Origin of the sequence: Plantibacter sp. MMLR14_011, assembly GCF_001865025.1 — a bacterium.
Classification (GTDB): Bacteria; Actinomycetota; Actinomycetes; order Actinomycetales; family Microbacteriaceae; genus Plantibacter; species Plantibacter flavus_A.
The window spans coordinates 62974-76105 of sequence record NZ_MJGW01000017.1 but is presented as its reverse complement, the minus strand read 5'-3'; the positions used below and the strand labels follow the sequence as shown (position 1 = coordinate 76105).

Sequence of the window (13132 nt, the reverse complement as noted above, 5' to 3'; positions counted from 1 at the left end):
GCTTGTCTTTCGAGAGGGCAGGCGTCTGCCCGCACGACGGCCGAGGCCTGAGAAGGATGACACCGCTATGACGACTGAAACCGTGCCGAATCCGACCGGTTCCGTCCCGACGACCGGGAAGCCCTCGGACGATCGCCTCCCACCCGGGTCCAAGCTCCTGATCGGGCTGCTCCTCGTGTCGGCGTTCGTCGTCATCCTCAACGAGACGATCATGAGCGTCGCCCTGCCGCGGCTCATGCAGGACCTCGACATCACGGCGAGTTCCGCACAGTGGCTGACCACCGGCTTCATGCTCACCATGGCCGTCGTGATCCCCGCGACCGGGTTCCTCCTCGAGCGGTTCTCCCTGCGGACGATGTTCATCACCGCGATGGTGCTGTTCAGCCTCGGTACGCTCATCGCCGCGCTGTCCCCGGGATTCGGCACGCTCCTGCTCGGTCGTGTCGTCCAGGCCAGCGGTACCGCCATCATGATGCCGCTGCTCATGACGACCGTGCTCAACGTCGTGCCGGTGTCGGCACGCGGCCGGACGATGGGGGCGATCTCGATCGTCATCTCGGTCGCGCCGGCCGTCGGGCCCACCGTCTCCGGCCTCATCCTCAGCGTGCTCGACTGGCGCTGGATGTTCTGGATCGTCCTCCCGATCGCCGTCGCCTCGCTGGTCCTCGGTGCCGTCCTCGTGCGGAACGTGACGGAGCCGCGTCGGGTCCGCTTCGACGTGCTGTCGCTCGTCCTCTCCGCGTTCGCGTTCGGCGGTCTCATCTTCGGGCTGAGCAGCATCGGCGAGTCCGCCGAGGGACACGCGCTCATGCCCGTCTGGATCCCCCTCACGGTCGGTGTCCTCGCCCTCCTGGGCTTCGTGCTCCGCCAGCGTGCCCTCGCCCGCGACGACCGGGCGTTCATGGACCTCCGCACCTTCGCGAACCGCTCGTTCTCCGTCTCGATCATCCTGGTCGTCATCGTCATGATGGCGTTGTTCGGCTCGCTGATCATCCTGCCGATCTACCTGCAGACCGTGCTCCAGGTCGACACCCTGACCACGGGCCTCATGTTGCTGCCGGGCGGCTTGACGATGGCCGCTCTCGCGCCGCTGGTCGGGTCGCTGTTCGACCGGTTCGGTCCGCGTCCACTCGTGATCCCCGGGGCATTCGCCGTGAGTGCCGCGCTCTGGCTGTTGACGATGCTCGGCGTCGGCAGCGCCATCGTCATGATCATCGCCGTCCACGTGCTGCTGAGCGCCGGCCTCGCGTTCATGTTCACACCGCTCCTCACCTCGGCGCTCGGTTCCCTGCGGCCCGAGCTCTACCCACACGGCAGTGCCATCGTCGGCACGGTCCAGCAACTCGCCGGAGCGGCGGGGACGGCGTTGTTCATCACCATGATGTCGACCACGGCGGCGGCTCGTGCGGCGGCCGGGAGTGCCGTGGTCGACGCGACGGCGGCCGGTGTGCAGGCTGCGTTCATGTGCGGGGCCGTGCTCTCGCTGCTCGCGATCGGTGCGTCGTTCCTCATCCGGCGAACGGACCAGGCTTCCGCGGGCGTGCACGTCGGTCACTGAACCGGAAGACCTCGGACGGCGTCAGCGCAGCCAGCGCATCGTGTAGGCGTCGGCGAGGATCGGCATCGCGGGACCGTTGAGCGCGGTTCGCAGCGCGAGGTCCCGCACCCCGACGAGCGGGCCCGGCAGCGGACGCCCCAAGCGCATGTTGATCTCCGCCTGCCAGGAGGCCCGACGGATCGCGCGCTGTTGGCGGGAGACGGCCGCGGCCACGTCGTGCTGTGTCGAGCGATGCCCGGCGGTCATGCGGGCGATCAGTGGCGCGAAGACCCGTGCGTCGGACCAGCCCAGGTTCATGCCCTGGCCGCCGATCGGGCTGATCTCGTGGGCGGCGTCGCCCAGATAGACGACCCGATCGTCGACGACGCGCTTCCGTCGTCGACGGAGCACGCCGAACGCGCTGAGCATGGTGTTCGTCGCCGGGTCGACGTCGTCGCCGGTGCGGTCGGCGACGAGGGACGCGAGGTCGGACGCGGTGGGTTCCGGGCGGGCCGCGTCCTGACCGTCCGAGTACCCGGTGTGTACGACGTATCGTCGCATGCCATGGGGGAGCGGGAAGGACTCGACGACCCCTCGGTGGTGCAGGTGCACCCTGGCGATGGAACCTGCCCCACTCCGATCCGCGACGTCCCCCATGAGGTACCGGTCCCGATACCGGTGCACGGGGCCTGGAGCCTGCATCCCGGCGACGGTGGCGCGTCCTCCCGCTGCGACGACCACGACGGCTGCGTGGGTGCTCACCGTTCCATCGGCGTCACTGCCGGACACGAGGACGCCGTCCTCTGCCGGGGCCAACCGCGTACAGCTCGTCCCGATCCGAAGCGATCCCGGTGCGACGGCCTCAAGTCGAGCACGGAGGACCCGTTCGGTCCGCCATTGCTCGAGCGCGGCGACGTAGGGGTGCGGTACGGGCCGATCACGGAACACGACCGCCCCGAGGCGTCGTCCGGCGTTCCAGGCTTCGCCCTGGTCGATCCGGACCGCGTCGCGGCGGATCTCGTCGAGGACGCCGAGCTCCTCGAACAGGTCGAGCGACGGCGGGTGGATCCCGATCGCCCGGGTGCCGGAGGGGGAGTCCGACCGTCGTTCCCAGACGGTCACGTTGACGCCGGCCTGAGCGAGGAGGATCGCGGACACGAGGCCGACCGGTCCGCCACCGATGACCAGCACCTCGGTCATCGGGGCTCGTCCGCTACTGACGGGACGCTCTGCGACAGCAGGAGTCGCATGGGGAACCGACGCTCGACGATCCAGTCGTTCGGCACGACGCGCTGCAGCTCCCCCTGGCGATAGCTGCGACGGATCGAGCGCAGCCCGTCGACGTGGAGGAAGGAGCGCCGTCGTCCTGCACGGGTGGCGAGCCCGTAGACCGCGTACGCGAGTCGGTTGCGCTCGAGGTCGCTGTGCAGGACGAGACGTCGGGCGATCTGCGAGCTGTCCGCGAGCAGGCTCGACAGTCCCGCGGGATCGAGGTGGTGGAGCACATGGTTGGAGAGGACGATGTCGGCCTCCTCGCCAGCGGCGACGAGGTCGCTGCTGTGCGCCGGACGGAAGGCGACGGGGCCATCGGGGTACCGGCGACGGGCGAAGGCCACGGACCGCTCGTCGGGATCGATCCCCACCACCTGCACGGGGAGGTGGTCGGCCCTCGCCCAGTCGGCGATGGCCACGGCGACATCGCCACCACCGAAGCCGATGTCGAGGATCGTCGTGGTCCGGGACGGGTGGAGGAGCGGACGGATGCGCGACCGGTACAGGCCACGCCAGCCCGAGACGAGCCGGTTCACCGTCGCGAACCTGGCGTAGGTGGCGTCCAGCAGTGCGGGATCGCAGTCGGGGTCGTCCATCAGTTCGAGGAGATCCGTCGCACGGCGGCCGAGGTCGGGCAGCATCAGACTCGGCCGGCGCGGAGCCGGAGCAGCGCGCTCTCGATCGTCAGTCCCGGACCGAAGGCGAGCGCGCACACCCGTTCATCGGCGTCGGCCGGCGCGCCGTCGAGCAGACGCTGGAGGATGAAGAGCACGGTGGCGCTCGACATGTTGCCGTACTCACGGAGCACCGTGCGTGATGGAGCCAGCAGTTCGTCGTCGAGCCCGAACCCGCGCTGGACCCGGTCGAGGATGCTCCGGCCACCGGGATGGATCGCCCAGCGGTCGATCGATGAGACCGGGGCGTCGTCGGCTGCGGCGAGGAGTGGGCGGAGGGCGATCTCGAGGTGCTCGCCGATCAGCTTGGGCACCGCGCCGCTCAGGACCATCTCGAACCCGTGATCGCCGATCGTCCAGGCCATCTCCGTCTCGCCGTCCGGCACGAGCGCGGTGGACCAGCCGTCGAACTCGAGCACGGGCGCGGAGGATCCGGTGTCCCGACCGGTCACGACGGCGGCCGCAGCACCGTCGGCGAACACCGAGGAACCGAGGATCACGTCGGGGTCGTCGGAGGAACGGAGGTGGATGGAGCAGAGCTCGATGCAGACCACGAGGACGACGGCGTCGGGGTCTGCTGTACAGAACGCCTCTGCGGCGCGAAGGGCGGGGAACGCGGCGAAACACCCCTGGAACCCCAGGTGGTAGCGCTCCGTGCTCGGGTCGAGCCCGAGGTCGCGCACGAGGAGGTATTCCGGGCCGGGCGCGAAGAACCCGGTGCAGGACGCGGTCACGACGTGGGTGACGTCCGCCGCCGACAGACCGGGGGCGGCGTCCAATGCCCGCCGTGCGGCCTCCAGGAGCAGCGGGGGAGCGTGCTCGATGTAGGCGTCGTTCCGCACGCCGGTGGGCGGGGAGAGCACCTGCCGCTGAGCCGCGTCGTAGAAGGCGGCCGTGTTCGTCTCGACGTCGTGGTCGAAGGCGTCGATGACGGTGTGCCTGGTGTCGATCGCGGACGCGTCGAACGCCGCGCCGATGAGACGCTGGGCGAGCCGGGTCCGCCCGGGTTGGTCGCGGAACACATCCCTGATCTCGTCTTGATGAAGGATGGTCTGAGGAACGGCCACGCCGATCGCCCTCACGGAGACGGTCATGCTGCAGTGTACCGCCGTGGCATGGGTGTCACCCTAAGCTGAGGCGGTGTTCTCCATGGTCCGTCGTCTGTTCGCGTCCTCCCATCCCGGACCGACCGTCGCGGTGACTGTCCTCGCCGTCGTGCTCGGATCGGCCGTCGGGCTACCACCCCTTCGGACGGCCCTGCTCGCCGTGGTGGTGTTCGTCGGACAACTCTCGATCGGCTGGTCCAACGACTGGCTCGACGCCAGACGCGATCGTCGCTCGGGACGACAGGACAAACCGGTCGCACGCGGCGACCTCAGCGTCTCGGCAGTCCGGGCGGCGGCGCTGCTGGCCGGTGCGGCGAGCATTCCGCTCTCGGCATCCCTCGGCTGGGCGTCGGCTGCCTCGCACCTGCTCTTCCTGGTCTGCGGGTGGGCGTACAACCTGGGCCTCAAGTCGACGGCCTGGTCGGTCGTCCCGTTCATCGTGGGGTTCGGCGCACTGCCCGCCGTGGTCACCTTCGCTGCGGTCCCGCCGATCGTGCCGGCCGCGTGGACGCTCGCGGTCGGTGGACTGTTCGGTGTGGCGATCCACTTCACGAACGCCCTGCCCGATCTCGAAGACGACCTGCGGACCGGGGTCCGCGGTCTGCCGCACCGGCTCGGCGCGCGGACCGCCGGTCGGACGGCCTTCATCGCCCTCGGCGTCTCAGGTCTGGTCGCCGTCCTCGGACAGAGCGGGATCTTCGTCGGCAGGCCCATCGCACCGCCGATCGTCGGGGCGCTGGGCGCGGTCGGCGTCCTCGCGCTCGTCGTGTGGGGGCTCGTGCTCGTCGGAACCCGAGCGCCGGACCGTCTGCTGTTCCGACTGATCATCGGGGCCGCTCTGCTCGTCACCGTGGTGCTGGCAGTGGCCGGGACGAATCTCGGCGCGGCCCAGAACGGTTGAGACGGGGCGTCAGTACCAGTTGGTCGCTTCGGAGTGCGCCCACGCGCCGCAGGGGGAACCGTACCGGCTGTCGATGTAGTTCAGGCCCCAGTTGATCTGCGTCGCCGCATTGGTGCGCCAGTCGTCGCCGGAGCTGGCCATCTTGCTCCCGGGCAGGGACTGCGGGATGCCGTAGGCGCCACTGGACTCGTTGTAGGCGTTGACGCGCCAGCTCGACTCCCGGGTCCAGAGCTGCAGGAGGCACTGGAATTCTCCGCTACCCCAGCCGTAGGCGCCGATCGCGGACTGCGCGTACGCCTTCGCGCCGGCCGGGTCGGCTGCCAGGTCCGGCGGCGGAGCGCTCGTGGAGCCCTCGCCACCGGTCGCCTCGTTGCGTCGCTGCTCTTCCGCCGCGATCGCCTCCTGGCTCTGCGCGTAGGCCTGTTCGACCGCCGCCGTGGTGTTCTTGAGGACGGCGAGCTGCTGGTACAACCGGTCGCGATTGGCCTGCTGCTCGGCGACCGCCGCATCTGCGGCGTCGCTCGCGGACTGCGCCGTCTCGTAGCTGGCATCAGCCGCCTCCGAGAGTCGCTGACGTTCGGTCTCCGCCGCCGTCGCCTGCTCAGCGAGCGCGGTCGCCGTGTTGCTCGCGGCGGTCGCGGACGCGAGGTCTTGCGCCGAGGTCTCGCTCAGCTTGCTGATCGCACTGAGTTTGGAGAGGAGGTCGTCGTCGGCCGCACCGGAGAGGACGAGGGAGAGCGTCGGATCGACGCCTCCGGTGCGGGTCATCTGGGCGATGACCGCGCCGGCCTGACGCTTGCTCGATGCCGCTGCCGACGCCGCGGCCGTCGCCTGCGCACTGATGGTGTCCGCGACGGCGGCTTGCGCCTCGAACGCCGCCTTCGCTTCACCTGCCGCCGCACCCTGGCGGACGGCTTCGTCGCCGAGCCGGGCGGATTCATCGCGCAGACCGTCGAGGAGGGAGACGATCCGGTCGGCCTCAGCCTGAGCGGTCGATTCGTTCGCTTTGGCCGCCTGGACGTCGTCCCAGCTCGGGTAGTCGGCGGTCCGGAACGAGGTGGGGGTCACGGCGGCCGCCGGGCTCGCTACCGACACCGCGATGACGAGCGCAGCTCCGAGGGCTGCGGCTCGCGAGACGCCCCTCGAGCGGGGCGAGAGGGCTGTCAGCGGCTTGCGCATGCGTCCATCCTGGCGGTCACCCACGCAAGTGTAGCCGTCGATGTCACATTCGTCACTCCTGCCACACCGGGAGCGACGCCCAGCCTGCATGGAAGATCCGAGCCTAGAGTGGGCCGGTGCAGCTGGGACGACGAGGGTTTCTCGCAGTCGGCGCCTCGATGGCGGCGGGTGCCGTCCTCGGCCTGTCCGGGTGCACGGGGCCCGGTTCCTCGAAGCCGACGAACCGTTTCACGAGCACGACTCCGGCTGCAGCCGACCAGCGTGCGGCCGCCGAACTCGCAGCGATGACCCTGGAACAGCGGATCGCGTCCATGCTGATGCTCCACGCTCCAGGAACCGACCCGGGCACGCTCCGGGCGTTCGTCGAGCGGTATCAGCCGGGCGGCTTCATCATCATGGGCGACAACGTGCCGGGCCTCGCGGGGCTGCCTGCGGTGACGAGTGCCCTCAGCCCCGACCCGACCATGCCGCTGCTCATCGGCATCGACCAGGAGGGCGGCGATGTCCGGCGGATCGACGAGGACGTCTTCGCCGCAGCCGATACCCTGAAGTCGCAACCGCCCGCTGCGAGCGGGGAGGCGTTCCGCCAGCGAGCGGCCATGCTCGCCGGTACGGGTTGCTCCGTCAACTTCGGCATCGTCGCGGACGAGACCGCCGATCCGAGCTCCTTCATCTTCGACCGTGCCCTCGGGACGACGCCGGATGCCTCGGCGGAGCGGGTGGCCGCGGCCGTCCGTGGTGAGCGGGGCGCGGTGCTCAGCACGTTGAAGCACTTCCCCGGCCACGGGCAGGCGCCGGGGGACTCGCACTCGACGGTCCCGACGACGGCCATCGGTGCCGCGGATTGGGCTGCGACCGACGCCCTGCCGTTCGTCGCCGGTATCGAGGCCGGGGCCGAGGTCGTGATGTTCGGCCATCTGGTCTACTCGGCGGTCGACGCCGCACCGGCGACGCTGTCGGCGGCGTGGCACGAGCGCCTTCGGAACGACCTCGGCTTCACCGGCATCACGATCACCGACGACATGCTCATGCTGCAGCACACGGGCCTGGCGGATTACCGGAACCCCTCGGAGAACGCGATCCGCGCCGTGGCCGCCGGGAACACGATGCTGCTGTTCGTCCTCGGGGCCGACCCGTCGTCGACCGGTGTCGACCCGGCCGTACTCGTGGCCGACATCGCCGCCGCGGTCCGGTCCGGCAGGATTCCGGAGTCGACGGTCGCCGATGCGGCGCACCGACTGCTCCGCGTCCGGCTCGGCCTCCCGTCGCTCCGGCCGATGTCGCGCTGATGTCGGTGAGGAGAATTTCTCGGGGATGTGGGAATAGCTCCCAGGTCCGTGCGTTTGAATAGAACGTGGCGCGAGCGCGCCGACATCGACGCAAGGAGTACCGCATGACCGACACCCTGACGATTCCCGGCTACAAGGTTGGCACCTGGGAGGTCGACACCACGCACAGCGAGGTCGGCTTCAGCATCCGCCACATCATGGTCTCGAAGGTCAAGGGCAAGTTCGAGCGCTTCAACGCGACGTTCGTCACGCCGGAGAACCCCCTCGAGACGAAGGTCACCGCGTCCGCCGAGGTCGCATCGATCAACACGAACCAGCCCGACCGCGACGGTCACCTCCGCACCGGTGACTTCTTCGACGCCGAGACCTACCCGACGATCGACTTCGTCTCGACCGGCGCCCGCGCCAAGGGCGACGACTTCCTCGTGGACGGCGACCTCACGATCAAGGGCGTGACCAAGCCCGTCACCTTCACCGTCGAGTTCGGCGGCTTCGCGACCGACCCCTACGGCAACTACAAGTTCGGCGCCACGGCGACCACCAAGATCAACCGCGAGGACTTCGGCCTCACCTACAACGCGGCGCTCGAGACCGGCGGCGTGCTGCTCGGCAACGACGTCACGATCACCATCGAACTGCAGGCCGCGCACCAGGCGTAGTCCCAGGACGTCGAAGGGCCGGTGGAGCTTCGCTCCGCCGGCCCTTCGTGCATCCGGCCGACTCAGGTCGGTTCGCCGACGATCTCGTCGCGTACGCGGCGGAGGTCCTCCATGAGCGATCCGATCAGGATCCAGTGCTGGGGGTGCGGGCGGGCGATCACGAGGGGAGCGGTCAGCGCCGGGATCTCCGCGGTCTCGGTCGGTGGCTCGTCGGACGTGGCACGATCGTTGACGAGCAGCCGGAGATCGTGGGCCGCTCGCGTCAGCTCGACGGCGATGTCCGCCACCGTCGGCTCCTCGTGCAGGGTCGGGTCGTCGTGGTCGTGCACCGATCGCGCCATGCCGAGGGTCCTCGTGACCACAGGTTCCAGTCGACGCAGGAGCAGGCGCTGACGGTCGAGCTCGTCACGGTGCCTCGATCGACGAGGGTTGAGCAGCAGGCTGTCATCGCCTTCCTTCACCGCGGCGATCGCCTGGTCTCGCAGGGGCTTCAGCGCGCGGGCCTCCTGGAGCAGCGCCACCAGCTCCGCGTCTGAGTTCGCACGCGTGAGTGAGGTGGCGAGATGGTCCAGGGTGTCGGCGCACGCGAGCGCGAGGGTGGTCACCGCCGCCTTCGCGGGAGCGAGGAGGACCGGTGCGACGAGGACGACGTTGACGAGGAGCCCGATGCCCGCACCGAGCACGGTCTCGACGATCCGCGCGACCGCGTAGTCCGGGGTCGCAGCGCCGATCGACAGCACGAGCATCGCGCTGATCGGGATCTGGTTCGCGGATCCGGGCCCGAGGCGGAGGACCCATCCGAGCAGGATGGAGATGACGATGGCCAGGAGCACGATCCAGGCGGAGTGTCCGAAGACGATCCCGATGGCCGTCGCGAGGATGACGCCGGTGATGACCCCGAGGCTGCGCTCGAGCGCCTTCCCGAACGACTGGTTGACGCTCGGCTGCACCACGAGGATGGCTGCGATGGCGGCGAAGACCGGGAGCTGGCCCGGGATGATCGTGATCGCGACGATCCAGGACGCGATGGCGGCCAGCGCCGTCTTCAGCACCTGGAGCAGGGGCAGGCGCGATCTGGTGCGCAGGACGGGGACGACGGACATCGGTGCCGTCAGAGCTTGTCGTGGAGCTGGTCGAGCAGTTCTGCGCCGTTCCCCGCGTAGACCCAGGGGGCGCCCGCGTGCTGGGTGCCGACCTTCGAGCGTCCACCGGCGAGCACCGCTTCACCGGGGGAGAGCTGACGGATCGCCACGGCGGCGACGCGGTCGGGGTGGCGTTCCTCGAAGCTCCGGTAGAGGGCCTCGTCGTGCTGTCCGTCGTCGCCCACGAGCAGCCACCGCAGCCGAGGGAAGTCCTCGGCGAACCGGTCGAGGTTGTTGCGCTTGTGCTCGCGACCGCTGCGGAAGAACCGGTCGTGCGTCGGGCCCCAGTCGGTGAGGAGGAGGGCGCCGGCCGGGTAGAGGTTGCGGGAGAGGAACCGGGTGAGCGTCGGCGCGACGTTCCAGGCGCCGGTGGAGAGGTAGATGATCGGCGAACCGGGGTGCTCACGCGCCGTGCGCTCGAGGAAGACCGCCATACCTGGTACCGGTGTCCTGGCGTGCTCGTCGAGGACGAAGGTGTTCCAGGCCGCGACGAGCGGGCGGGGGAGCGCCGTCACCATCACCGTGTCGTCGATGTCGGAAACGATGCCGAACTCGATGTCGTCGGCGACGATGAAGACCGGCGCTTCGACCGGGTCGCTGCCCTCCGAGCTCAGTCTCAGGGTGTGCCAGCCGGGGGTGAGCGAGACCTGGACCACCGCGTCGACCACGCCGCCTCGGTCGCCCGTGACCGTGTGACGCTGCCCGTCGACCTCCACCTCGACCGTCGGGTCGGCGATGCTCAGCGCGAAGAAGCTCTTCCAGCCGCGCACCTTCTGCTGCGGTTGGACGGTGGTCTTACCCGGTTCCGCCAGGACGACCCTGGCCAGGACACGGATCCAAGACGTCGATCCGTAGCCGGTGAAGGGGATGACCGCCGCCTCGCGTCCGTGCCGCCTCGCACGACGCTGGCGGCGCAACTGGACGGCGTCCTCCATCCGTGCGGCGAAGTGCCGGATCTGCTCGGCGGCGTCGGAGGAGGCCGTTGGACGATCGTCGGATGCCTTCACCCGTTCAGTCTGTCATGCCGGTGCGTCCGGCCCGCCGTCTCGCGGCGATGACGGTCGTCTGCTACTGGGGCGTCGAGCCGTCGTCGGGTGGTGTCGCGTCCTCCTGGGCCAGCATGTGTCGCTCCTCGCTCCGCTGGAGGAGTCGCTTCACGACGAGGACCACGACGGCGAAGACGACGATGATGCCGACGAAGACGTAGCCCGCCCAATGGAGTCGGTCCGACAGCTCGCGATAGCTGCCCGCAGCCAGTGCGCCGACGGAGACGTAGGCCGAGGACCAGATGACGCAGGCGGGCAGCGTCCAGGAGATGAAGCGTCGGTAGCTCATCGTGCTCATCCCGACCGTGAGAGGGATCAGCGAGTGCAGGACCGGGAGGAACCGCGAGATGAAGACGGCGATGCCACCCCGCCGGTCGAGGTAGCGCTCGGCACGGGCCCAGTGCCGCTCGCCGATCCGTCGGCCGAGTCTGCTGGCACGGATGCGCGGGCCGAACCAGCGGCCGAGCGCGAAGCCAACCGACTCACCGATGAGCGCGCCGGTGATGACGACGAGGATCATCGAGATCCACTGGAAGGGTCCGGCGACGGCGGTGCTCGCGACGATGACGACCGTGTCGCCCGGGACGACGAGGCCGACGAGGACCGAGGTCTCGAGCATGATGCCGACGCCGGCGAGGATCGTGCGCGTCACGGGGTCGACGCTCTGCACCAGGTCGAGCAGCCAGCCGAGCACGTCGTTCACGGCTCAGAGCCTACTGCCGCGGGTGTGTGAGTGGCTCGGAAACGCCTGTTAGGACACCCTTGGATGTGTGGTCTGACCACAGGCGTGAAGTCCTGTACGATTGGTCTCGACGACATGGATCGAAGCCACGGGGATGACCACCCCGATCGGGCCGCACCTGCGCCGCCTTCCCTGGATGCCGCGAAAAATGGAGTGTTCATCGTGAACGACCTTCTCGACCCGCTACTGCTGTCCCGATGGCAGTTCGGCCTCACCACCGTCTACCACTTCATCTTCGTGCCGCTCACCATCGGCATGGCGGTGACGGTCGCCGGGTTCCAGACCGCCTGGGTCCGGACCGGCAGGCTGCACTACCTGCAACTCACCCGATTCTTCGGGAAGATCTTCCTCATCAACTTCGCGATGGGCGTCGTGACGGGCATCGTCCAGGAGTTCCAGTTCGGCATGAACTGGTCCACCTACTCCAGGTTCGTCGGCGACGTCTTCGGCGCCCCGCTCGCACTCGAGGGCTTGCTCGCGTTCTTCCTCGAGGCGACGTTCATCGGACTCTGGATCTTCGGCTGGGACAAGCTGTCACCGAAGCTCCACCTCGCCACCATCTGGATCGTGGCGCTCGGCACCGTGCTGTCGGCCTACTTCATCATCGCGGCGAACGCCTTCATGCAGAACCCGGTCGCCTTCCGGATCAACGAGGAGCGCGGCCGCGCCGAGCTCACGAACATCTGGGAGCTGCTGACCAACAAGGTCGCCCTGGCCGCCTTCCCGCACACGATCTTCGCGTGCTTCATGGTCTCCGCAGCCGTCATCATCACCGCTGCGGCCTGGCACCTCGCCCGGGGCCAGCACGTCGAGGCGATGCGCCCGGCGCTCAAGGTCGGTGCGTGGAGCATGCTCCTCGCGGGCGGTGCCACCATGCTCGCCGGCGACCAGCTCAGCCTCGCCATGGTCGAGACCCAGCCGATGAAGATGGCGGCTGCGGAGGCGATGTACAACACGGCGAGCGGTGCCGACGCCTCGTTCTCGATCTTCACCCTCGGAACACCCGACGGCGTCCACGAGCTCTTCTCGATCCGCATCCCGTACCTCCTGTCGTTCCTCTCGACCCACACCTTCGACGGCACGGTGGAGGGCATCAACGACCTGCAGGCGCAGTACACCCAGCTCTACGGTCCGGGCGACTACTCGCCCGTCATCTGGGTCACCTACTGGGCGTTCCGCTGGATGATCGGCCTCGGCCTCGCCTCGATGCTCGTCGCGGCCGCCGGTCTCTGGTTCACCCGCAAGGGCCGCGAGCCGAAGCGCTGGATGTGGCGCGTCGCGGTCTGGGCCGTCCCGATGCCGTTCCTCGCCATGACCATGGGTTGGGTCTTCACCGAGATGGGCCGCCAGCCGTGGATCGTCTTCAGCCTCTTGAAGACGGAGGACGCGGTCTCACCGAACACCACCGGCCTCGACGTCCTGATCTCGTTGATCGCCTTCACCGTCGTCTACGGATCGCTGCTGGTCGTCGAGTTCGGTCTCCTGAAGAAGACGATCAAGGCCGGGCCCGACCCGATCGAGCTGTCCGAACCCGACGAGGACGGCGTGCAGAAGCCCGCCGCCCCCGCGACCACGGTCTACTAGG

Annotated in this window: 12 protein-coding genes; 5 read left to right on the top strand and 7 right to left on the bottom strand. The window is 69.1% G+C overall.

What is annotated here, in order from left to right; translation table 11 throughout:
* Positions 1-67: 67 nt before the first annotated feature.
* Complete coding sequence (locus BIU99_RS08730; RefSeq protein ID WP_064295589.1) at positions 68-1558, top strand: DHA2 family efflux MFS transporter permease subunit; 1491 nt, start codon at positions 68-70, stop codon at positions 1556-1558.
* A 21-nt stretch (positions 1559-1579) separates the two neighbouring features.
* Here the strand turns inward: BIU99_RS08730 and BIU99_RS08725 are convergent, their stop codons facing one another.
* The 3 genes from BIU99_RS08725 to BIU99_RS08715 are packed head-to-tail and all read right to left on the bottom strand — an operon-like array spanning position 1580 to position 4577.
* Positions 1580-2737 carry an NAD(P)/FAD-dependent oxidoreductase gene (locus BIU99_RS08725; protein ID WP_071260826.1) on the bottom strand — a complete coding sequence of 386 codons (1158 nt, stop codon included), beginning with the start codon at positions 2735-2737 and terminating at the stop codon, positions 1580-1582.
* Positions 2734-3450 (bottom strand): methyltransferase domain-containing protein, encoded by a 717-nt coding sequence (locus BIU99_RS08720; RefSeq protein ID WP_064295587.1) that lies wholly within the window; start codon positions 3448-3450, stop codon positions 2734-2736. The genes BIU99_RS08725 and BIU99_RS08720 overlap by 4 nt, the downstream gene beginning before the upstream one ends.
* Positions 3450-4577: a type III polyketide synthase gene (locus BIU99_RS08715; protein WP_071260824.1), complete on the bottom strand. Its 1128-nt coding sequence runs from the start codon at positions 4575-4577 to the stop codon at positions 3450-3452. The genes BIU99_RS08720 and BIU99_RS08715 overlap by 1 nt, the downstream gene beginning before the upstream one ends.
* A 55-nt stretch (positions 4578-4632) precedes the next feature.
* Between BIU99_RS08715 and BIU99_RS08710 the strand changes: the two genes are divergently transcribed.
* Positions 4633-5490 carry a UbiA family prenyltransferase gene (locus BIU99_RS08710; protein ID WP_064295585.1) on the top strand — a complete coding sequence of 286 codons (858 nt, stop codon included), beginning with the start codon at positions 4633-4635 and terminating at the stop codon, positions 5488-5490.
* Positions 5491-5499: 9 nt separating this feature from the next.
* On the opposite strand, the gene BIU99_RS08705 is transcribed toward BIU99_RS08710, so the two are convergent.
* Positions 5500-6669, bottom strand: coding sequence for a lytic transglycosylase domain-containing protein (locus BIU99_RS08705; protein WP_064295584.1), 1170 nt, complete (start codon positions 6667-6669; stop codon positions 5500-5502).
* A gap of 116 nt (positions 6670-6785) precedes the next feature.
* Between BIU99_RS08705 and BIU99_RS08700 the strand changes: the two genes are divergently transcribed.
* Together BIU99_RS08700 and BIU99_RS08695 are read left to right on the top strand one after the other, a co-directional pair.
* The gene (locus BIU99_RS08700; RefSeq protein ID WP_071260822.1) at positions 6786-7958 is read left to right on the top strand and encodes a glycoside hydrolase family 3 N-terminal domain-containing protein; all 1173 of its coding nucleotides are present in this window, start codon (positions 6786-6788) and stop codon (positions 7956-7958) included.
* 104 nt (positions 7959-8062) lie between these two features.
* Entirely contained in the window at positions 8063-8617 is a 555-nt protein-coding gene (locus BIU99_RS08695; protein ID WP_064295582.1) for a YceI family protein, read from the top strand.
* Positions 8618-8679: 62 nt separating this feature from the next.
* On the opposite strand, the gene BIU99_RS08690 is transcribed toward BIU99_RS08695, so the two are convergent.
* The 3 genes from BIU99_RS08690 to BIU99_RS08680 form a co-directional block, all read right to left on the bottom strand.
* Entirely contained in the window at positions 8680-9720 is a 1041-nt protein-coding gene (locus tag BIU99_RS08690; RefSeq protein ID WP_064295581.1) for an aromatic acid exporter family protein, read from the bottom strand.
* Between the two features lie 8 nt (positions 9721-9728).
* Positions 9729-10694, bottom strand: coding sequence for an App1 family protein (locus BIU99_RS08685; protein WP_079003898.1), 966 nt, complete (start codon positions 10692-10694; stop codon positions 9729-9731).
* Positions 10695-10827: 133 nt separating this feature from the next.
* Positions 10828-11508, bottom strand: a complete 681-nt coding sequence (locus BIU99_RS08680; RefSeq protein WP_064295579.1) for a DedA family protein — start codon at positions 11506-11508, stop codon at positions 10828-10830.
* 201 nt (positions 11509-11709) lie between these two features.
* Here BIU99_RS08680 and BIU99_RS08675 point away from each other — a divergent pair, with 201 nt between their 5' ends.
* Positions 11710-13131 (top strand): cytochrome ubiquinol oxidase subunit I, encoded by a 1422-nt coding sequence (locus tag BIU99_RS08675; RefSeq protein ID WP_064295610.1) that lies wholly within the window; start codon positions 11710-11712, stop codon positions 13129-13131.
* Position 13132: the final 1 nt, after the last annotated feature.